20 protein-coding genes and 1 tRNA gene are annotated in these 20,690 nt (G+C 54.6%); 2 read left to right on the top strand and 19 right to left on the bottom strand.

What is annotated here, in order from left to right:
* Positions 1-17: 17 nt before the first annotated feature.
* From KNP76_RS02220 to KNP76_RS02170, 11 genes are all read right to left on the bottom strand, one after another.
* Positions 18-1,337: a glycosyltransferase gene (locus KNP76_RS02220; protein WP_251137299.1), complete on the bottom strand. Its 1,320-nt coding sequence runs from the start codon at positions 1,335-1,337 to the stop codon at positions 18-20.
* An 8-nt stretch (positions 1,338-1,345) separates the two neighbouring features.
* Entirely contained in the window at positions 1,346-2,554 is a 1,209-nt protein-coding gene (locus KNP76_RS02215; protein WP_034816060.1) for a glycosyltransferase family 4 protein, read from the bottom strand.
* A 21-nt stretch (positions 2,555-2,575) separates the two neighbouring features.
* Positions 2,576-3,457, bottom strand: a complete 882-nt coding sequence (galU, locus tag KNP76_RS02210; protein ID WP_034806708.1) for a UTP--glucose-1-phosphate uridylyltransferase GalU — start codon at positions 3,455-3,457, stop codon at positions 2,576-2,578.
* A 618-nt stretch (positions 3,458-4,075) separates the two neighbouring features.
* Entirely contained in the window at positions 4,076-5,368 is a 1,293-nt protein-coding gene (gene eno / locus KNP76_RS02205) for a phosphopyruvate hydratase (protein WP_024370414.1), read from the bottom strand.
* Between the two features lie 33 nt (positions 5,369-5,401).
* Complete coding sequence (gpmI, locus tag KNP76_RS02200) at positions 5,402-6,940, bottom strand: 2,3-bisphosphoglycerate-independent phosphoglycerate mutase (protein WP_214842415.1); 1,539 nt, start codon at positions 6,938-6,940, stop codon at positions 5,402-5,404.
* Complete coding sequence (tpiA, locus tag KNP76_RS02195; RefSeq protein ID WP_214842413.1) at positions 6,941-7,693, bottom strand: triose-phosphate isomerase; 753 nt, start codon at positions 7,691-7,693, stop codon at positions 6,941-6,943. It abuts the gene before it with no gap.
* Between the two features lie 18 nt (positions 7,694-7,711).
* A complete protein-coding gene (locus tag KNP76_RS02190; protein WP_214842405.1) occupies positions 7,712-8,896 on the bottom strand; it encodes a phosphoglycerate kinase in 1,185 nt (394 codons plus the stop codon).
* A 98-nt stretch (positions 8,897-8,994) separates the two neighbouring features.
* Positions 8,995-10,002, bottom strand: coding sequence for a type I glyceraldehyde-3-phosphate dehydrogenase (gene gap / locus KNP76_RS02185; protein ID WP_034806807.1), 1,008 nt, complete (start codon positions 10,000-10,002; stop codon positions 8,995-8,997).
* Positions 10,003-10,060: 58 nt separating this feature from the next.
* Positions 10,061-11,089 carry a sugar-binding transcriptional regulator gene (locus tag KNP76_RS02180; RefSeq protein WP_081825840.1) on the bottom strand — a complete coding sequence of 343 codons (1,029 nt, stop codon included), beginning with the start codon at positions 11,087-11,089 and terminating at the stop codon, positions 10,061-10,063.
* Between the two features lie 110 nt (positions 11,090-11,199).
* The gene (locus tag KNP76_RS02175; RefSeq protein ID WP_034806809.1) at positions 11,200-11,457 is read right to left on the bottom strand and encodes a glutaredoxin family protein; all 258 of its coding nucleotides are present in this window, start codon (positions 11,455-11,457) and stop codon (positions 11,200-11,202) included.
* The gene (locus tag KNP76_RS02170) at positions 11,458-12,594 is read right to left on the bottom strand and encodes an RNA polymerase factor sigma-54 (RefSeq protein ID WP_214842545.1); all 1,137 of its coding nucleotides are present in this window, start codon (positions 12,592-12,594) and stop codon (positions 11,458-11,460) included.
* 123 nt (positions 12,595-12,717) lie between these two features.
* On the opposite strand from KNP76_RS02170, the gene KNP76_RS02165 reads away from it, so the two are divergent.
* Together KNP76_RS02165 and clpP are read left to right on the top strand one after the other, a co-directional pair.
* Positions 12,718-12,790 (top strand) — tRNA-Arg (locus KNP76_RS02165).
* Between the two features lie 152 nt (positions 12,791-12,942).
* A complete protein-coding gene (clpP, locus tag KNP76_RS02160; protein ID WP_024370422.1) occupies positions 12,943-13,518 on the top strand; it encodes an ATP-dependent Clp endopeptidase proteolytic subunit ClpP in 576 nt (191 codons plus the stop codon).
* Between the two features lie 36 nt (positions 13,519-13,554).
* Here the strand turns inward: clpP and KNP76_RS02155 are convergent, their stop codons facing one another.
* The 8 genes from KNP76_RS02155 to KNP76_RS02120 form a co-directional block, all read right to left on the bottom strand.
* A complete protein-coding gene (locus tag KNP76_RS02155) occupies positions 13,555-13,983 on the bottom strand; it encodes a hypothetical protein (RefSeq protein WP_251137298.1) in 429 nt (142 codons plus the stop codon).
* A gap of 70 nt (positions 13,984-14,053) precedes the next feature.
* On the bottom strand, positions 14,054-14,569 hold the full coding sequence (locus tag KNP76_RS02150) for a DUF2179 domain-containing protein (protein WP_034806813.1): 516 nt from the start codon (positions 14,567-14,569) through the stop codon (positions 14,054-14,056).
* 93 nt (positions 14,570-14,662) lie between these two features.
* On the bottom strand, positions 14,663-14,899 hold the full coding sequence (locus tag KNP76_RS02145) for a hypothetical protein (RefSeq protein ID WP_024370426.1): 237 nt from the start codon (positions 14,897-14,899) through the stop codon (positions 14,663-14,665).
* A gap of 86 nt (positions 14,900-14,985) precedes the next feature.
* The gene (gene whiA, locus KNP76_RS02140) at positions 14,986-15,939 is read right to left on the bottom strand and encodes a DNA-binding protein WhiA (RefSeq protein ID WP_214842402.1); all 954 of its coding nucleotides are present in this window, start codon (positions 15,937-15,939) and stop codon (positions 14,986-14,988) included.
* Positions 15,940-15,969: 30 nt separating this feature from the next.
* Complete coding sequence (locus KNP76_RS02135) at positions 15,970-16,965, bottom strand: gluconeogenesis factor YvcK family protein (protein ID WP_034816034.1); 996 nt, start codon at positions 16,963-16,965, stop codon at positions 15,970-15,972.
* A gap of 1 nt (position 16,966) precedes the next feature.
* A complete protein-coding gene (gene rapZ, locus KNP76_RS02130; RefSeq protein ID WP_034806816.1) occupies positions 16,967-17,839 on the bottom strand; it encodes an RNase adapter RapZ in 873 nt (290 codons plus the stop codon).
* Between the two features lie 125 nt (positions 17,840-17,964).
* Entirely contained in the window at positions 17,965-18,918 is a 954-nt protein-coding gene (gene trxB, locus KNP76_RS02125) for a thioredoxin-disulfide reductase (RefSeq protein WP_034806817.1), read from the bottom strand.
* 68 nt (positions 18,919-18,986) lie between these two features.
* Entirely contained in the window at positions 18,987-20,333 is a 1,347-nt protein-coding gene (locus KNP76_RS02120) for a tetratricopeptide repeat protein (protein ID WP_051690299.1), read from the bottom strand.
* Between the last annotated feature and the right edge of the window lie 357 nt (positions 20,334-20,690).

Raw genomic sequence — 20,690 nt, 5'->3', positions numbered from 1 at the left:
AAACCGCAGTCTTCTCGTTATGCTGGTTTTGGCGCACCGTCTTTCATAATCGGCAACTTGCGGTCTGCGACGTTTGCGTAGACGTCCAAGAGTGCCTCTTTTTCCAAATCCCAGTTATATTGTTCACGCGCCGTCTTCGTGTTCGCTTTGACGCGTGCGTAGAGCGCTTCATCTTCGAGCAGGCGGTTGACACCGTCCGCGATCGACTGCGGGTCGTGCGAGTCGACGACGACCCCGACATCGTTCCCGGCGACGACCCGTTCGATTTCAGGGAAATCGCACGAGACGACCGGCACTTCGGCCATCAAATATTCGAACAACTTGTTCGACGAGGCCGAGTAGTGGTTGAAACAGACGTTGTTCAACACTTGGAAGCCGAGATACGCGTTCATCGTATAATACGGTAACGCCTCGACCGGTACTTTGTCAATCATCTTGACGCGGTCCGCCACGCCTTCGTCCTCAATCATCTGCTTGATTGTCGGCTTCAGTTTCCCGTCCCCGATCATGACGAGCGTCCCTTCCTTGAAATCTTTCGCCGCGAGGATGAGTTGCTCGAGACCGCGACCGGCTTGGATACCGCCTTGGTACAACAAGATTTTCTCATCGCTTGGCAAGCCGAGCAACGCGTGCAAGTCTTTCCGGAGCGAGAAGTCGAGCGGACGATAGAACGGATAGTTGTGGAGCACGTACGGATAGAAACCGTAAAGCGTCTCGTTATGCGCCGCGCGCGTATGGTTCTCGACCATCATCGTGTCGACGTAAGGCAGGAGCCAGCCTTCGAGGTTACTTTGGATGTAGCCGTAACCGGTCCGGTCCGTCTGGACTTCGTGCGAGTCGTAGACGATCTTCCCTTTGTTGACGAGCTTCCCGGCGATCAACGCTTGCGGGAGCGTGTTCAAGTCGTTGGCATGATAGAAGTCATACGACTTCTTCGTCGAGGCGAACACCATCTCGAGCATCGCGCTCAAGTTGACGATGTTTTTCCGGACCGGTGGGAGCAGAATCGCGCCTGCCGCGGCACCGAGGCCGAGCATCGTGAACGGCGCGAGGACGAACAGTCCGGCTCCGATGAGTCCGGCTCCGATTTTACGCGTCGTCTTCTGTGTGACCCACGTCCGGGCCGATTTGAGCGCCTTCATCCCGTTGACGAGAATCGACGGTTGGCGCTTCACGCGGATGACACGGAATCCTTCCGGACGCATCTCTTCAGCCGGGAGCTCTTTATTCTTCGGGTCTTGGAGGGCAATCAAATCGACCTCGTAGCCCGCCTCGGCGAGCGCCGAGCATTCGCGAAGGACGCGGGCGTCATTCGTAAAATGGTTCCATACAAACATACATACCTTCATCGTGTTTCCTCCATCGTTACTTTTTCGACCACGTCTTCGAGGACGTGGATATTGTTTTCCCAGCACAAGTTGTCTTTCACATAGCGGACGCCGTTTCGGCCGTACTGTTCGCGTAACTCCGGACGTTCGAGAAGCGTTCGGAGCGAGCGCTCAATCTCATCGATGTCACGCTTCCGTGACACGTAGCCGACCTCCGCCGCTTCGATGACATTCGCCGCATGGCCTGACACCGCCGCGACGATCGGTTTGCCGACCGCCATGTAGTCGATGAGTTTTCCAGGGATGACCGTGTCGAAGACGTCCTGGTCGATTAAGCTGACGAACGCGACGTCCGCATTTTTAATCGCCTGGAACGCCTCCGTCCGTGGCATCGCTTCGAGGAACAAGAAGTTTTTGAAGCCGCGAGCCTTAATCGTCTCCTTCAACTCGTTCTTCCGGTAGCCGTAGCCAATCAATTTGAAGTGGACGCGCGGCTCGTCGCGGAACCGCTCCGCGAGCTCGAGCAAGAGCGACACGTCTTGGGCGAGGCCCATGTTTCCGGCGTATAGAATCTCCATCCGGTCGTCTTCTGGGACGGTCCGCTCGAGTTCCCGCTCGCTCTGTCGAATCGAGTTCGGCATGTAGTGCATGCGCTCGTTGTCGACGCCGCGCTGGCGCAGATAGCTGCGGAACCCTTCCGAGTTGATGATGATCGCGTCGGCCGACTTGTACAGCCGCTTCTCGAACCAGAACGCCGGGGCGAGCATCCAGTCGTACTTGAACACGCCGACGCCTTTCACCGACTCCGGCCACAAGTCACGGACGTCCAAGATGAACGGGACGCCATACTTCCGTTTTGCATACACCCCGACGAACGCCATAAAAAAAGACGGGGTCGTCGCGAAGACGACATCCGGTTTCGTGTCGAGCGTCCGTACGGCGCCGACGCCTTTCATCATCTGTTCGACGAACAAGGCGAGCCGGCTGAGCATGTTTGACGTGTGCTTGCGCTTCTTCGTGATGAGCCGCTTGATGAACGGTTGGTTGTTGAGCGCGTGATCGTTCCAGAACCGGTCGTCTTGATACAAGTTGAAGTTCGGATACGACGGCGCGGCCGTGATGACCTCGACGTCGTAGCCACGTTCTTTCATGAGATGCGTAATATTTTGCATCCGGTTGCCGGCACTGCCGATCTCCGGATAATAGTTTTGACAGACCATTAACATTGTTTTCAAAAGTAACACACCTTACTGTTGTTCGAGTTCGTCCACGAAACGCTTCAAGAGCGTGTGGACGTTAGGTTTCAATTCCGGGTCGCACAAGGCGTGGGCGATCGTCGCCTCGATGAAGCCGATCGGTTCCCCGACGTCATAGCGACGGCCCTCAAATTCATAGGCGTACACCGTCTTCGCCTCGTTCAATCGGGCGATGGCGTCCGTCAGTTGAATCTCGCCCCCGGCACCGACTTCTTGGGCCGCGAGCGTCTCGAAGACGTCCGGCGTCAAGATGTAGCGACCGAGGATGGCGAGGTTCGAAGGGGCCTCCTCGACCGGCGGTTTCTCAACGAACGTCCGGACCGGGATCAGCTTCCCTTCGACGGCAAGCGGGTCAATTATACCATATCGTTTCGTCATTTCATACGGGACGCGCTGCACGCCGATGATGGCACGTTCGTGGCGTTCGTATTGCTCAATCAACTGCTGTGTCGCCGGTACGTCCGATTCGATGATGTCGTCCCCGAGCAGGACGGCGAACGGCTCGTCGCCGATGAACTTCCGGGCACACCAAATCGCATGGCCGAGTCCCTTCGGCTCTTGTTGGCGTATGTAGTGGATGTTCGCGAGATTCGACGAGTGACGGACCGACTCGAGGAGCTCCGTCTTCCCTTTCGCTTCCAAGTTTTGTTCGAGTTCGATGGCGCGGTCGAAATGGTCCTCGATGGCGCGCTTGTTCTTCCCGGTCACGATGATGATGTCCTCGATGCCCGAGGCGACCGCTTCCTCCACGATGAATTGGATCGTCGGCTTATTGACGATAGGGAGCATCTCTTTTGGCATCGCCTTCGTCGCCGGCAAGAAACGGGTGCCGAGCCCCGCGGCCGGGATGATGGCTTTCCGTACACGTGTCATGGACGTCTCTCCTTTTTAGCTACTGTATCTGATTATACCCAATTTCCTAGCGTTCACGCACAAAAAAAAACGGCCGTGACATGCGTCACGACCATTTCCGGTTGTCCATATACTTGTACAGGAACCAACCGCCGACACCGAGCGCGATGAGAAGAAGGAGAAAACCGCTGATCATCATCATGAACGCCCCCTTTCACCTACACGATCCTATTCCCGGAATGACGGATTAACATACCTCATGTTTCTTGCTTCACTAGACGGCAGACTGCTTTCCAGGGGTGATGCGGATGCCTCCGCAGGGCATTTCGCGCTTTGCCGGGTCATCCTTGCATCACTCTCCCCTAGGAGTCAGCCTGCCGTCTTGTTTCGCGCTCCGCCTTACATGTGACACATACGCCATCGAATAAATGATATATCTAAAAATAATATGAGAGTGAGCGAGCGCCCACAACCGTCCAAGCGGCACCGTGACTCTTGCAGGAAAGCAATCTAACGGAGACCCCGCAAGCACGATGTGCGAGGAGGCTCCGTGGATTGCCTGCAGAAAGCATCGGTGCCGCCAAGACGGGTGAAACAACAAAAAACAGGCCCGCACAAGGCGGACCTGAAAATAATCAATTATTTTTTGAGGTTGTAGAACGACTTGATACCGTCGTATTTCGCTACATCGCCGAGCATGTCTTCGATGCGGAGAAGTTGGTTGTACTTCGCGATACGGTCTGTACGCGAGAGCGAACCAGTCTTGATTTGACCAGCGTTTGTCGCAACCGCGATGTCCGCGATTGTCGCATCTTCTGTTTCACCAGAACGGTGCGAGATAACAGCTGTGTAACCAGCTTTTTTAGCCATTTCGATCGCGTCGAATGTTTCTGTGAGCGTACCGATTTGGTTAACTTTGATGAGGATCGAGTTCGAGATGCCTTTCTCGATACCTTCAGCGAGTTTCTCCGTGTTCGTTACGAAGAGGTCATCCCCAACGAGTTGAACTTTGTGGCCGATCTTGTCAGTAAGAAGCTTGAAGCCATCCCAGTCGTTCTCGTCGCAACCGTCTTCGATTGAGATGATTGGGTACTTGTCAACGAGCTCAGCGTAGAAGTCTACGAGCTCAGCAGTCGTCATCGACTTGCCTTCGCCAGCGAGTTCGTACTTGCCAGTCGACTTGTCGTAGAACTCAGAAGATGCAACGTCCATCGCGAGGTAGATGTCTTCGCCAGCTTTGTAACCAGCTTTTTCGATCGCTTCAAGGATAACCGTGATCGCTTCTTCGTTTGACTTAAGGTTTGGTGCGAAACCACCTTCGTCACCGACAGCTGTGTTGAGACCCATACCAGAAAGAACTGATTTGAGGGCGTGGAATACTTCTGCACCCATGCGGAGCGCTTCGCGGAACGATGGCGCGCCGACAGGCATGATCATGAACTCTTGGAAGTCAACGTTGTTGTCCGCGTGCGAACCACCGTTGATGATGTTCATCATTGGCGTTGGGAGCGTCTTCGCGTTGAATCCGCCGAGGTACGTGTAAAGTGGAAGGCCGAGCTCGTCTGCTGCTGCGTGTGCGGCTGCCATTGAGACACCAAGGATCGCGTTTGCGCCGAGTTTGCCTTTGTTTTTCGTACCGTCGAGTTCGATCATTTTCGCGTCGAGTGCGTTTTGGTCGAAGACATCGTAACCGATGAGTTCTGGTGCGATTGTGTCGTTTACGTTCGCAACGGCTTTGAGTACACCTTTACCAAGGTAACGTGACTTGTCGCCATCACGGAGTTCGACTGCTTCGTGCTCACCAGTTGATGCGCCTGATGGGACGAGGGCACGGCCGAAACCGCCGTCTTCTGTGAAGACTTCTACTTCGATTGTTGGGTTACCGCGTGAATCCAAAATTTCGCGTGCGTAAATTTCTGTAATCATTGACATATTGATTCGCTCCTTTTTGTTTGGAAATCGGGTTTACTTCTTAACGATTGACGTGCCGGTCATTTCTGCCGGTTGTTCACCACCAAGAAGGTGAAGAAGGGTTGGGGCAAGGTCAGCCAATGCGCCTTCGAGCGCTGGCTTCAGCTCCACTCCAGGTTGTGTGACGATACATGGGACAGGTTCTGTCGTGTGCGCCGTCATCGGTGAGCCGTCCGGGTTGGTGACAAGGTCAGCGTTCCCGTGGTCCGCCGTGATGATCGCCGCGCCGCCTTTGGCAATGAGTGCGTCCACTACTTTACCGAGGCATTCGTCGACGACTTCGACGGCTTTCTTCGTCGGTTCGAGCATGCCCGAGTGACCGACCATGTCCGGGTTCGCATAGTTGATGATGTATGCGTCGTACGTATCCGACTCGATGCGCTCCAAGAGACCTTCCGTGAGCTCGTATGCGCTCATTTCCGGTTTCAAATCGTACGTCGCGACTTTCGGCGACGGCACGAGGAAGCGATCTTCGCCTTCGAACGGTGTTTCTTGTTGTCCGTTCAAGAAGAACGTGACGTGCGGGTATTTTTCAGTTTCCGCGGCGCGGAGCTGTTTGTACCCTTGCGCGGCGAGCGTTTCGCCGAGCGTGTTCTTCAAATCTTCCGGTGGGAAGACGATATCTGTGTCGATTTCATCCGAGAACTTCGTCATCGAGACGAGCAAGATGTTCTGTGGATGTGTGTTCGAAAGTTCGAAGCCTTTGAAGCCGGTCTTCTCTTTAAACACTTTCGCAAGTTCGATCGCCCGGTCCGGACGGAAGTTGAAGAACATGATCGCGTCGTTGTCTTTGATCGTCGCGATCGGTTGACCGTCTTTCTCGATGACCGTCGGGTTGACGAACTCATCCGTGAGCCCTGCTTCATACGACTGGTTCAAGACGTCGACGGCGTTCGTGCCGACTTCGCCTTTGCCGTGGACGAGGACGTCGTATACTTTCTCGACGCGCTCCCAACGGTTGTCGCGGTCCATGGCATAATAGCGTCCAGACACGCTAGCGACTTGACCGACACCGAGTTCAGCGAGCTTCGCTTCCGTCTGTTCGAGGAAGCTTGCGCCTGATTTCGGATCACAGTCACGGCCGTCCGTGAAAGCGTGAATGTAGACTTTTTCAATGCCATGAAGTTTAGCGAACTCAACGACAGCGAACATGTGTTGAATGTGCGAGTGAATCCCGCCGTCCGAGACGAGGCCCATAATGTGGAGGCTCGAATCGTACTTCTTCACATGTCCCGCCAAATGGTTCATCGCTTGACGGTCGAAGAACGAACGGTCTTTGATGGCGTTGTTGACGCGCGAGAGTGACTGATAGACGACCCGGCCGGCACCGATGTTCAAGTGACCGACTTCCGAGTTGCCCATCTGTCCTTCCGGAAGGCCGACGTACTCGCCTTGCGCGTTGAGAAGCGTATGCGGATACGTCTCCCAGAAACGGTCGAAGTTCGGTTTGTTCGCCGCAGCGACCGCGTTACCGAACGTCTCGTCCCGCATGCCAAAACCATCTAAGATGATAAGGGCGACTGGTCTTGCCATTTAAATCGCCTCCAACAACTTGAGGAACGAAGCAGCTTCAAGTGAAGCACCGCCGACGAGTGCGCCGTCGATGTCTTCTTGCGCCATATACTCCTTGATGTTCTCAGGTTTTACAGAACCGCCGTATTGGATGCGTACTGCAGCCGCCACGTCTTCACCGTAAAGGCCTTTCACCACGTCACGAACATATTTGCATGAGCTTTGCGCATCTGCTTCGTCCGCTGATTTACCAGTACCGATCGCCCAAACTGGCTCGTACGCGATGACGAGTTGTTTCACTTGGTCAGCTGAGAGGTCCGCGAGGCCACCTTCGACTTGCGTCTTGATGACTTCTTCGAACTTGCCGCCTTCGCGCTCTTCTAATGTTTCACCGACACAAACGATTGGCGTAAGACCGTGTTCGAACGCTTTTTTCGTTTTGCTGTTGATGAACGCATTAGATTCGCCGAAGTATTCGCGACGCTCTGAGTGTCCAAGGATGACGTATGTCACGCCGAGGTCAGCGACCATGGCCGGGCTGATTTCGCCTGTGTATGCCCCGCTGTCTTTGTCGTACATGTTTTGGGCACCAAGCTTCAAGTCTGACCCTTTCGCTGCTTCTACCATTGGAGCTAGGAAGACAGCTGGTGCGCCGATTGCCGCGTCAACTTTGTCTGTTGACGGGACGTTGTTTTTGACTTCCTCGACGAAAGCGACTGCTTCCGAGAGTGTTTTGTTCATTTTCCAGTTACCTGCAATAATCGGTTTACGCATCGATAACCCTCCTCTATTTTACTTGTCGTTAAGCGCCTCGACGCCTGGAAGTTTCTTGCCTTCCATGAATTCGAGTGACGCGCCGCCACCAGTCGAGATGTGGCTCATTTGGTCAGCAAGGCCAAACTTGGCTGCTGCCGCGGCTGAGTCACCACCACCGATGATTGAGTATGCGTCGCTGTCTGCGAGTGCTTGAGCGACACCTTTCGTTCCGTTAGCGTACTTATCGAGTTCGAATACGCCCATCGGTCCGTTCCAAACGACAAGTTTCGATTCGCGAATCGCTTCCGCGTAAAGTTCGACTGTCTTCGGTCCGATATCAAGACCCATGTGATCCGCAGGGATCGAGTCGATATCGACTGGTCCGACGTATGTCTCTTCGCCGAATTCTTTCGCAATGACACAGTCGACCGGCATCAAGAACTTCACGCCTTTGTCTTCTGCTTTTTTCATGAATTGACGTGCGAGGTCGAGCTTGTCTTCTTCAAGGAGTGACGTTCCGACTTCGTGCCCGAGTGCTTTCGAGAACGTGTACGAGAGACCGCCACCGATGATGAGTGTGTCAACGATGTCAAGAAGGTGGTCGATGACCCCGATCTTGTCAGCAACTTTCGATCCGCCGATAATCGCCGTGAACGGACGATCTGGATTCGAGAGCGCCTTGCCGAGCACTTCAAGTTCTTTTTCCATCAAAAGACCGGCGACTGCCGTGTCGACGTTTTGCGCGATGCCTTCCGTCGAAGCGTGGGCACGGTGAGCCGCACCGAACGCGTCGTTGACGAAGACGTCAGCAAGTGATGCGAAGCCTTTTGCGAGTTCTGGATCGTTTTTCGTTTCACCTGGGTAGAAACGAACGTTCTCAAGCACGACGACGTCGCCTTCAGAAAGTTTTGCGACCGCTTCTTCCGCGACCGGGCCATATGCCTCTTCGACGAGTGGTACGTCTTTGCCGAGGAGTTCCCCGAGACGTGCCGCGACCGGTGCGAGTGAGAACTCAGGGTTCTTCTCGCCTTTTGGACGGCCGAGGTGGCTCGCCAAGATGACTTTCGCGCCGCCGTCGATCAAGTGCTTGATCGTCGGAAGAGCCGCTTGGATGCGCGTCTCGTCTTGGATGACGCCATCTTTGAGTGGAACGTTGAAGTCAACGCGGCAGAAGACGCGTTTCCCTTTTACATCGATGTCACGAATAGACTTTTTGTTCATAACCTTCGCCTCCATGTGTCGTGCATTTCAATTTCATAAATAGAGCGGAGAACAATCTCTTGTTTCCGCTCCTATTTGATTCTATTTAGTTCACGAACTTACTTCGCGATTTCAGCGAAGTGCTTGAGTGTGCGAACCAATTGTGCAGTGTAAGACATTTCGTTGTCGTACCATGCAACTGTCTTAACGAGTTGCTTGTCGCCAACTGTCATGACTTTCGTTTGTGTCGCGTCGAAGAGTGAACCGTACGTGATGCCGACGATGTCAGAAGAAACGATTTCGTCTTCCGTGTAACCGTAAGACTCGTTTGCTGCTGCTTTCATCGCTGCGTTGATTTCGTCAACCGATACAGTTTTCTCAAGAACTGTTACGAGCTCTGTGAGTGAACCTGTCGCAACTGGTACACGTTGTGCCGCACCGTCAAGTTTACCTTGAAGTTCTGGGATAACGAGGCCGATTGCCTTCGCCGCACCAGTCGTGTTCGGTACGATGTTTGCTGCTGCCGCACGCGCACGACGGAAGTCACCTTTCGGGTGTGGCGCGTCAAGCGTGTTTTGGTCGCCTGTGTAAGCGTGGATCGTCGTCATGAGACCTTCAACGATTCCGAACTGATCTTGGAGAACTTTCGCCATTGGCGCCAAGCAGTTTGTCGTACATGAAGCACCAGAGATAACTGTCTCTGTACCGTCGAGGATTTCGTGGTTCGTGTTGTAAACAACAGTCTTCATGTCACCTGTAGCTGGTGCCGAGATGACAACTTTTTTCGCGCCAGCTTTCAAGTGAAGCTCCGCTTTCTCTTTGTCTGTGAAGAATCCAGTACATTCGAGAACGATGTCAACACCGAGCTCGCCCCATGGGAGTTCTTCTGGGTTGCGGTTTGCAAGTGTAAGAACTTTCTCGCCGTTTACGAGGAAGTGATCGTCGTGTACTTCAACGTCTCCGTCGAAACGACCTTGCGTCGTGTCGTACTTGAGAAGGTGAGCAAGCATCTTCGTGTCAGTCAAGTCGTTGATTGCAACAACTTCGATTCCTTCGTTTTTGATGATCTCGCGGAATGCCAAACGACCGATACGTCCAAATCCGTTAATACCAACTTTTACTGCCATGTTAATTTCCTCCTTAGGGTAGAAGCTATTTATTGAAGAGCCAACGGGGGTCAACTCTTTAATAACACGTTAATAATTCTGTTGCCGCACCTTCGTCCGTGACGAGAATGATGTTCGGCGTATGTTTCGCATATGCGGCAATCGCCTGCGCCTTCGATTTCCCTCCAGCGACCGCGATGACGGTGTCCATGTTGTCGAGCTCTTCTAATTGAATGCCGACCGTCTTGACCCGATGCACGATTTCACCTTCCGCGTTGAAATAATAGCCAAACGCTTCGGCGACGGCTTCATGCCGTTCGATCATCCGCAAATGCTCCGGTGTGGCGCGACGGCGTTTCGCCATCGTTTCGGCCTCACCAATTCCATGTACCACTATTCGCGCCGCTCTAATCATTTCCAGCACATTTTTTATGCTAGGTTCCTCCACCATCCGCTCGAACGTCTCTTGCGACACTTCGTCTGGAATGTGGAGCAAATGATAGTCTGCGTTGGCCCGGTCCGCCATCCTTGAACAGACGGTGTTCGCCTGAAGTTCAAGCGTCTCGCCGAGTCCGCCGCGCGCTGGTACGAAATGCATCGGCCGTTCTTTCTTATCGGGCGACATCATCGCCGCGACAGATGCCATCGTCGTGCCGCCTGTGACCGCGATGATATTGTCGTCCGGTGCCAGTCGCGCTTTTAACTGCGTGACGGCGGCCCGTCCGATATCTCGCTGGACCCAGAACGTCTCGTCCGAGTCTCCCGGTACGATGACGACTTGGCGAACGCCTAGCTTTTGCTCGAGTTCTCGCGCGACTTCTGAGATACCTAGGATTTCTCCCATGACCTCATGCAAGTCTCGAAGAACGTTTCGGCCCGATTCCGTAAGGGAAATACCCTGAGTGGCGACTGCGAGTAGACCTTGGTCTTTCAAGAAGTCGACCTCCCGCCTTAAGATTCGTTCCGTTAGCCCGAGGCTCGTGGCCAATGTCCTGCGGCCAATCGGCTGCATCAATCGGACATAATGTAAGATGTCGTAACGATGTCGGAGCGTGTCGAGCAGGTCTGGGACGATTTGCTTCTGAACATGAATCAGTTGCTGGATCATACCTCATTCCCCCTCGACTTTAAGTGTGGACATTTTTTGTCCCACTTTTATTTTTACGTCCCACCGCTACGAGTCCATCTTATCAATCACTTTTCCGTCTTGCAACCCCTCTAAACGTTTTTTTTCGATGTAAGCGTATACTTAACAAAATCTTCAACTTTGCTGTCATCATATCGCCCTTGACTAATGACGTGCCCTTCATATATGACGACCGGAATCTCGAACAAGTACTTGGCCTCGAGCGCCTCGTCCGTCGTGATGTCGATTTGCTCGAGCTCGAACGGATAGTCCTCTCGCAACCATTCGAGCATGACGAGCGCCTCCTCGCATAACGAACAGTTGTCACGCCGATAAAGTGTCAGCTTCATTCAACTCTCTCCTTTCCATAGTTGCCGCTCCCGTTCCCGCGAGTTGCCGAAACCGAGCGCTTCCCGATAGTTGGCGACCGTCCGTCGCGTCACGTGATACCCTTCGTTCGCGAGCGCCTCGGTCAACGCCTGATCACTAAGCGGTGCCGTCTCGGAACAAATCAGCTCGGCGATGATGCGTTTGATCATGAACGGCGACTGTCCCCGCACGGTCGCCCGCACGAACAAATCACGCCATGCCATCGTGCCGCCCTCGGTGCGGACAAACTTCTGTTGAATCGCCCGCCCGACCGTCGACTCATGTTTACCGATACGCGCGGCGACTTCTTTTCGTGTCAACGGGTGTAATACGAGCTCCCCGTTCAACCAGTCCGCCTGCCGTTCCGCGATGACGTCCCAAATCGACTGCAACGTCTTCGCCCGCATCGCGAGCGTGTCGTGCCACCACGTCAGCTCTGCGTCCGCCTCGATGTCGAGTGCCGGCGTGAACCACGTCGTGACGAGCTGTCCGTCCTCCCGTCTCACTTCGAGCTCTGGGAAAATTTGTTCGGTTTCTTCATATAATAGTGGCACTTTCGGCAACGTCGCGATGAGGCGCGTGACGCGATCGAATTCGGACGCACTCAACCCGAGGCGGCCCGGGACATCGTCGACGCCCGCCTCCATTGCCTCGAACACGTCCAAGACGAGCGGGTCGTCGTGTTCGATGGCGTGTCGATATTGGCATTCGTGTTCGTTTTTCGCTCCGACGCCCGTCGGTTCTAGAAACAAGAGCGCCCGGCGCGCTGACTCGATGGCGCTCTCCTCGACACCGAATTGGTCCGCGAGCATCGCATCCGTCTCGGGCAACAGCCCCCGATGGTCGAGCGCGAGGACGAGCTGTCGTTGGAGCGCCTTCTCCGCTTCCGTCCCGCTCCCTTCCTCGATCTGCTCGAACAGACGCGCCTCGAAACCGGCCCCCGCGTCGGCAATCCACTCGACCATGCCGTTCCCTTTGGCGACCTGTCCGCTTCGAGCCGCGAGCCGTCCGAGTTGGAACACGATGGCGGCCCGGTCCGCCTCTAGGACGGGCAGACGCCGTAGCATGTCTTGCGTCAATTGTTGTCGTTGTACTTGATGCTGCTCTTGCCGTTGCATCTCGGTCACTCCCCTCGCCTCCTATTGTAGCGGAAGCGACTCCACGCCGCTTCAAAAAAAGGTCATGAAACAGGATTGCTTTTTTAAAAAAACAAATGTATAATAAATCGTGTCAGAGAACATGCACCCGTAGCTCAGGGGATAGAGCACTGGTTTCCGGTGCCAGGTGTCGGGAGTTCGAATCTCTCCGGGTGTATCATATGTAAGAGGTCAGGCACACGCCTGGCCTCTTTTTTCGTTTCATCGCCAAAGAATGGTGGAATAGGTGAAAAACGATGACTATCGTTTGACCAACATTGACTATAACGGTATGATATGTTTACAACCTACATAAAGGAGGCAGATTCAATGTTAATTCCAACAGTTATCGAACAAACAGGTCGTGGGGAACGCGCATATGACATTTACTCACGCTTGCTCAAAGACCGGATCATCTTGCTCGGAAGTGCGATTGACGACAACGTCGCCAACTCGATCGTCGCGCAGCTTCTCTTCCTTGCAGCCGAGGACCCAGATAAGGACATCTCGCTTTACATCAACAGCCCGGGTGGTTCGATCACTTCCGGAATGGCGATTTATGACACGATGAACTTCATCAAGCCGAACGTGTCGACGATTTGTATCGGAATGGCCGCATCGATGGGTGCCTTCTTGCTCCAAGCCGGTGAAAAAGGGAAACGCTTCGCATTGCCGAACGCGGAGATCATGATTCACCAACCACTCGGCGGCACGCAAGGTCAAGCGTCGGACATAAAAATCCACGCCGAGCGGATCATCAAGATGCGTGAGAAGTTGAACCAAATCATGGCCGACAACACAGGCCAGCCGCTTGAAGTCATCGAGCGCGACACAGAGCGCGACTACTTCATGTCTGCTGACCAAGCGAAAGACTACGGTCTCATCGACAAGGTCATGACGCGTTAACACATCAATCCCTTCTCGTCTGAGAAGGGATTTTCTTTATTCCGTCACCTCGACCCCGAACACGTAGCGACTATCCCCATTCGCCCAGTCCCCGCCGGTCTCGAACAGATACACGCCTGGCTCCGATGGGACGATTCGCTCGGCCGGGACGAGTTCCCCGTCCACGATTTGATGGAACGTCTCATTGTCCGGCGCTTCATGGAACGAGACGTCAACCGTTGCACCGGGTTCGACCGTCACAATTTGCAAGTCGTCCGGCTCAGGCAAGGCGTGATCTTCACAGACGGCCTCGTCCCCATTCGCCCAACAATACGTCGACTGCTTCACTTCGGCCGTCACCGATCCGACCTTCACGGTTGGAAGCGGCGGTTTGACGCCGGAAGACGTCTGCCAAGACAGCCCGTACACAATCCCTCCGACAAGGATCAACACGATCACCCAAAACCACATCGTTTTTCGTCTCATTCGTCCCACTCCTTTGACTCCTTATTCCCGTTCCCACAAAAAAAGACCCACTTTCCGTGAGTCTCGTCCGTCATTTCGGGCGACGGAGCCCTTTCATCATATAGCCGCCTTTGAAGTCAATCGGGTCGAACGCGACGAGGAACGCTTTCGGCTCGTAATGCTCGACGAGCTGACGCAACTCTTTCATGCGCGTCCGGGCCGCCAAGACGTCGAGGCGATAGCGGACGCCGTCACGGCCTTGCCCTTGATAATGGGTCACCCCGTAGCCGCTGTCGCGCATCTTTTGGATGAGCTCGGCCGGGAACTCTTGCGTGTGCACTTGAATCATGTTGTAGCCAATCGCAAGCTTCCGCTCGACGAATCCGCCGACGAGGATCCCGAGTCCGAATCCGACGGCGTAGACGACCATGCCGAGCGTCGTCAAGTCTTGGAACACGATGCCGAGCGCAAAGATGTAGATGAGCGTCTCGAGCGTCCCGAACAATCCGGCGATGACCGTCTTCCCTTTAACGAGCATAATCGTCCGGAGCGTGAGCACCGGGACGTATAGTAGTTGTAACAACAAGATGAGCAAGATTTGACCCATTCCATCGACCTCCTATCGATTCAATATCTCCACTATTCCAAATTTCACAGGCGGATGCAACCAAAAAAAGGCTGACCGCAGTCAGCCTTTCGCTTAGTTATCTAAGTTGCGGACACTTGTGAGCAACTCATAGTCCTTACGGATGACTTGATAGATTGCGTTCGTGTTGCCTGAGAGCATCTCTTCCGCCCGGAGTTGGTTGAGGAAAAGGCTCGTCGCAAACGTCACGAGTGCACTTTTTGGAATCCCGATTTCTTTTGCACGCTCGGTGATGACGCGGTCAAGTTCTGCGTCAATCGTGAGCGAAAGTCGTTTCTTATCATTCGCCATAATCATAAAGCTCCTTTAGTTCGCTTTTCAAAATCCTATACACAATTGCTAATTATATAGGAAGAATGGTTTTGGCGCAACCGGTCTCACGAGGAGCCGATTTCTTCGCCCATTCGGACTTTCTCGGCAATCTGGTCAATCTTCCGGAGTCGGTGGTTGATGCCGGACTTCGAGATTGGTCCTGTCTCGAGCATCTCGCCAAGCTCTTGGAGCGAGACGTCCTGATGCGTGACCCGAAGTTCGGCGATCTCGCGGAGCTTCGTCGGCAACACCTCGAGGCCGACCGTCCGCTCGAGATACTTAATGTTCTCGACTTGGCGGAGCGCCGCCCCGACCGTCTTGTTCAAGTTGGCCGTCTCACAGTTGACGAGCCGGTTGACCGAGTTGCGCATGTCCTTGATGATACGGGCGTCCTCGAAATCGAGCATCCCGCGCGTCGCCCCGACGAGCTTCAAGAAGTCAGAGATTTTCTCGCTCTCCTTGATGTAGAGGATATGCCCTTTTTTCCGCTCGAGCGTCTTCGCGTTCAAGCCGAACCGGTTGGCGAGGTCTCGGAGCGCCTGGTTATGGTTCTCGTACAAGCTGTATACCTCGAGGTGATACGACGACGTCTTCGGATGGTTGATTGAGCCACCGGCGAGGAAGGCGCCGCGCAAGTAGGCACGGGCCAAATTCTCGTCACGTGTCATGTCCGAGTTGAGTGTCCGAATCATCTCGTAATGCTCACCGAGAATCTCGAGGTCCTTCAACATCGTCTCGGCGTGCTGGGAGACGCGGACGATGTAGACGTTGTTCTTCTTCAGCCGCATTTTCTTACGGACGAACAAATCGAGGTGGTGGTCGTACAGTCGTTTCATCAGGGAATAAATCCGTCGGGCGATGGCCGCGTTCTCCGTCGAGACGTCGAGCGTCATCCCGCGCCCGAGGGCGAGCGAGATGACACCGTTCATCCGGACGAGGGCGGACAGTTCCGCTTTCGCCTCGGCATCGGTGACGGTCAGTTGGGTCAATTCTTTTTTGACGTCTGAAGCAAAGCTCATCTCATTCCCCTCCTTTCTTGATCAATCGTTCTATTTCAGTTCAAGCTCTTGGAACGAGCGTGGTTTCTTGATACGGAGGACGCGCTGCATGACGAGCCCGGCAATCGCGTCCGAGTCGTGACGGATGTAGTCACGGTTATAGTCGACGATGTCCCCGGCGAGCACGTTCGTCCCGTAGTTCCGGAGCTTCTTGCGGTCGAAGCGGACCTCCTCGGAGCCGTCCTCGAGATAACGCTCGAGGTACGTCTCTTCAATCGGCTCGTTATTGACGACGATCGTATCAATCGACGATTTGCCGAGATACACTTCGATTGCCTTTAAGTGCTTCATCGCGTCATACCCTTTCGTCTCGCCCGGTTGCGTCATGACGTTACAAATGTAGACGACCGGGACGCCTGCCTCGACGATGGCGTCGCGCACTTCTTGAATCAACAAGTTCGGGATGATGCTCGTATAGAGACTGCCCGGCCCGAGCACGATGACGTCCGCCTCATGGATCGCCTCGACGACCCCTGGTGCCGGCTTGATGCCGTCCTCGAGCAAGAACAGCCGCTTGATCGGTTTCTCGACGAGCGGGATCTTCGACTCGCCTTTGACGATCGTCCCGTCCTCGAACTCGGCCGCGAGCGTCATGAGCGTCTCCGTGACCGGGAGCACGCGACCTTGTGCGTTCAACAGTTGCGACAAGACGTCGACCGCCTTGACGAACGAGCCTTCACAAATATGCGTCGCCGCTGTCAGCATCAGGTTTCCAAGCGAGTGCCCTTCAAGGCCATACCCGCTGTCAAACCGATACTGTAAAATCTTGTCCATGAGCGGCTCGACTTCCGACAAGGCGAGAATGACGTTTCGAATGTCGCCCGGAGGCAACATATGGAACTCGTCGCGGAGCCGTCCTGAGCTGCCCCCGTCATCCCCGACCGTGACGATGGCCGTGATGTCGAGCGGATAATGCTTCAACCCGCGGACGAGCGTCGATAGTCCGGTACCGCCGCCGATGGCGACAACTTTCCGATCGCGTCTCATCTCATTTCTCCTTCGTCGCGTGCGCCAAGTCGCGATGGACGGTCTTGACGTTATAGCGCTCCGCGAAATGTTCCGATACTTTTTCAGCGAACGTGATCGAGCGGTGCTTCCCGCCCGTACAGCCGAACGCGACGACGACTTGCGTCTTTCCTTCCCGCTTGTACTGCGGCAACAGGAATTCGAGCATGTCAATCAGCTTCTTATAGAACGCCCGCGCCTCGGGGTGCGACATGACGTAGTCTTGCACCTCGCTCGTCTGGCCCGTGAGCGGACGGAGCTCCGGGATGTAGAACGGGTTCGTGATGAAGCGGACGTCGAACAACAGGTCGATGTCGAGCGGCACACCGTGCTTGAACCCGAACGACATGAAGTTGACCGTGAACGGGATGCGCTCCTCGTTGAACTGGAGCAAGATCCGGTCCTTGAGCATCTGTGGCTTCAAATCGCTCGTGTCATAGAGCGTATGCGCCCGGTCGCGGAACCCTTCGAGCAGCTCGCGTTCCATCTTGATGCCGACGAGCGGCGCGTCTTCCGGTGCGAGCGGATGTGACCGGCGCGTCTCTTTATAGCGGCGGACGAGCACGTCGTCCCGTGTCTCAAGATAAAGTAAGTGCGGATGGACGTTCTTCTTTTCTAAGTCATCGATGACGATGAACAGACTATCGATGAAGTCGCGCGTCCGCGTGTCGATGGCGACGGCGATTTTCGGACGGACCGAGCTGATGACATCGATCAGTTGCGGCAACAAGACTGGCGGCAAGTTATCGACGCAAAAATAGCCGAGGTCCTCGAAACTATTCATCGCGACCGATTTCCCGGCCCCGCTCATCCCGCTGATGATGATCAATTCTTCTAATCCTTTAAAGTCTTCCATCTCCATGACGCCCCCTTAATTTTGACAACCGAGCCGTGTGTGTAGCGCTCTTCACTCTTTAGTATAGCGAACGCTCGAAAAAAAGAGAAGGGATTGCGGTCGCCCGCAATGCCTTCTCCGTTGAATCACGCGTTTTGTTCGTGCAACGCCTCGAGGAGACCCTCGATATAGTGTTGCGCGTTTTGCGCGGCAATCGATCCGTCGTTCGTCGCGGTTACGACTTGGCGGAGCGTCTTGTCGCGAACGTCGCCGGCAGCGAAGATTCCAGGAATCTTCGTCTCCATCGCCTCGTTCGTGACGATATAGCCTTGTTCGTTCAAGATGCCGAGATCTTGGACGAACCCGGTGATCGGGTTCATTCCGATATAGATGAAGACGCCGTCGATGTCATAGTCCGTCTCCGTGCCGTCAATCGTGCTGACGAGACGTGCGCCGCCGACTTTGCCGTCGACTTCTTTAATCTCTTGGAGCGTGTGGTTCCAGATGAAGTCGATTTTCGGGTTGTCGAACGCCCGCTTCTGAAGAATCTTCTGGGCGCGCAACTCGTCGCGACGGTGAACGATCGTCACCTTGTCGGCGAAACGAGTCAAGAACACGCCTTCTTCGACGGCAGAGTCGCCGCCACCGATGACGAACAAGTTCTTGCCTTTGAAGAACGCGCCGTCACAGACCGCGCAGTACGAGACGCCGCGACCGCCGAGCTCTTCTTCGCCCGGGACGCCAATCTTTTTATATTGCGCGCCTGAAGCGAGAATGATCGCGCGTGCTTTATAGTCACGGTTATGGGCGTGGACGATTTTGTATTCGTTTTCGTCCGAGATGCGCTGTACGTCACCGTACGCGTATTCCGCGCCGAACGCTTTCGAGTGGTCGAACATCTTTTGTGACAAGTCCGGACCGAGGATGCTGTCGTACCCTGGATAGTTCTCGATATCTTCTGTGTTTGCCATCTGGCCACCTGGGATGCCGCGCTCGATCATGAGCGTCGACAAATTGGCGCGCGATGCGTAGAGCGCCGCCGTCATTCCGGCCGGGCCGGCCCCGATGATGATGACGTCATAGATTTTTTCTTCTGTCATAAAGATACCACCTCTGCATGAAATTGATTGCCTTCAGTATATGAAACCTCGGGAGGTATCGTCTATCTTTATGCTCGTTCGAGTGTCGCTTTGAACGAACGGATCGTGTCCGTGAGCGTCGAGACGTCGACCCCGAACACGTCGGCACAGTCCGCGAGAACGAGCGCGTCCCGTTTCGCATAAAACATCCAGACGAGCGCAGCGGCCGATGCCGTGACGTCGTCAAACGTGTGCTGTCCGAGCAACAGGCGCGCGAATCGTTCGTAGAAGTCGCCTTCGAGGCTCATCTGCTCGGCTTCCGAGACGTGCCGTTCAGCCAAGACGAGCGCTTCGTATGCACGCTCGATACGTGCGTCACCTTTAAACGGGACGGCACAGATGACAGCTTGGCACTTCTTCGCGAAAGCGATGACCGTCTCGTCATCGGTGACCGTGCTCGTCAGCGCGAGCGCCTCAAACGCCTCGTCGTCTTCAAGTTTGGCGATGATGCGGATAATCTCGATCCGCGCCAAATCGTCTTCTTGACGCAAGCCTTGGACGAGCGCCGAGCGGAACTCGAGGTTGTCGCGAATATCGAACGACTGTTTGTCCTCGATTTGCTTCGCTTGCTCACCGTTCAAATAGGTCGCCGCCTCTTCAAGACGTCCGGTCTTGTAGGCGGAGACGCTGAGCCAATGCCCAAACAGTGAATCCCCACGGAAGCCCCGCTCTTTCAAGAGCCGGAGTTCTTCGTAGGCGTGATCGTAATGCCCGACGAGCGCGAGCGTCGTCGCGAGTTTATAGCGCACTTCGAATTGAAGCGGACGGACGCGCGTCAGCGGGGCTGATAGTTGGAGCGCCGCCTCGGACTGTCCGGCTTCATGGAGCAACAAGATCGTGTTCAAAATCGCATGCAAGTTGCCCGGATTCTCATCGAGCACGTACCCGAGCGTCTCGAACGCCGTCTCGTCGTTCCCAAGATAGAAATGGACGACCGCCAAATTGTTATAGCCCGGCCAGAACGTCGGATAGCGGTCAATCAACCGCTCGAGCGTCGACTTGGCGGCAAACAAGCGGCCTTTGTCGATTTGACGCTGTGCCTCCGTATGCCACGTGATCAACTCGTCTTCCTCTTCGTCTTCAAGCTCTTGCTCGAGCTCAATCAGTTCGAGGAGCGACTGGACCGATTCCGCGTAAGGACCGTTCGCCTCTTGTTCGAGGTAGCGGCTCGCGTACGTGGCCGCTTCTTCATATTGTGAGATGTAGGCACAGTTGCTCGCGAGGTGGTAAAGGGCCTCTGTCGCCGTATCATCGAGTTGTAGCACCCGTTTCCACACGTCGTTGGCGTGGTAGACCTCTCCTACTTCAAATAACAGTTCAGCGTACTGTTTATGGTAATCGACGCGATGCGTGGCGGCAGCCGTAGCTTCAGCCATGAAAAAAGTCGCTTCATCTAGGCGACCTTCTCGTAACGCGCGACGACCTCTATAGTAGTGGAGCTCCGCAGCGAGCGGAGATTCTGGTTCGGGTAGCGTCATTAGAGCTTCATAGTTCGCTTCCATATTCTAAATCCCCCACATCAAATGCTAAATCGTTTTTTAGTTGCAGGGTTAAGAATACCGCACTCAAACGGCGAGGGCAACTGTAAAACTTAAAAAAAATCGGGACTATATTCCTTCTATAATGAATATATTTTATAGGGTCTCATAATTGCTTTTCGGCAAAAACTTGTTAGCCGCCCCGAGTCGCTTGAAGACACAAAAAAACGGTATCGCTTCGTGAAAAAGTGATAC

The organism is Exiguobacterium sp. s150, assembly GCF_018618435.1.
GTDB classification, from domain to species: Bacteria; Bacillota; Bacilli; order Exiguobacteriales; family Exiguobacteriaceae; genus Exiguobacterium; species Exiguobacterium alkaliphilum.
The sequence above is the reverse complement of the archived record's forward strand: the minus strand, read 5'-3'. Positions and strand labels throughout refer to the sequence as shown.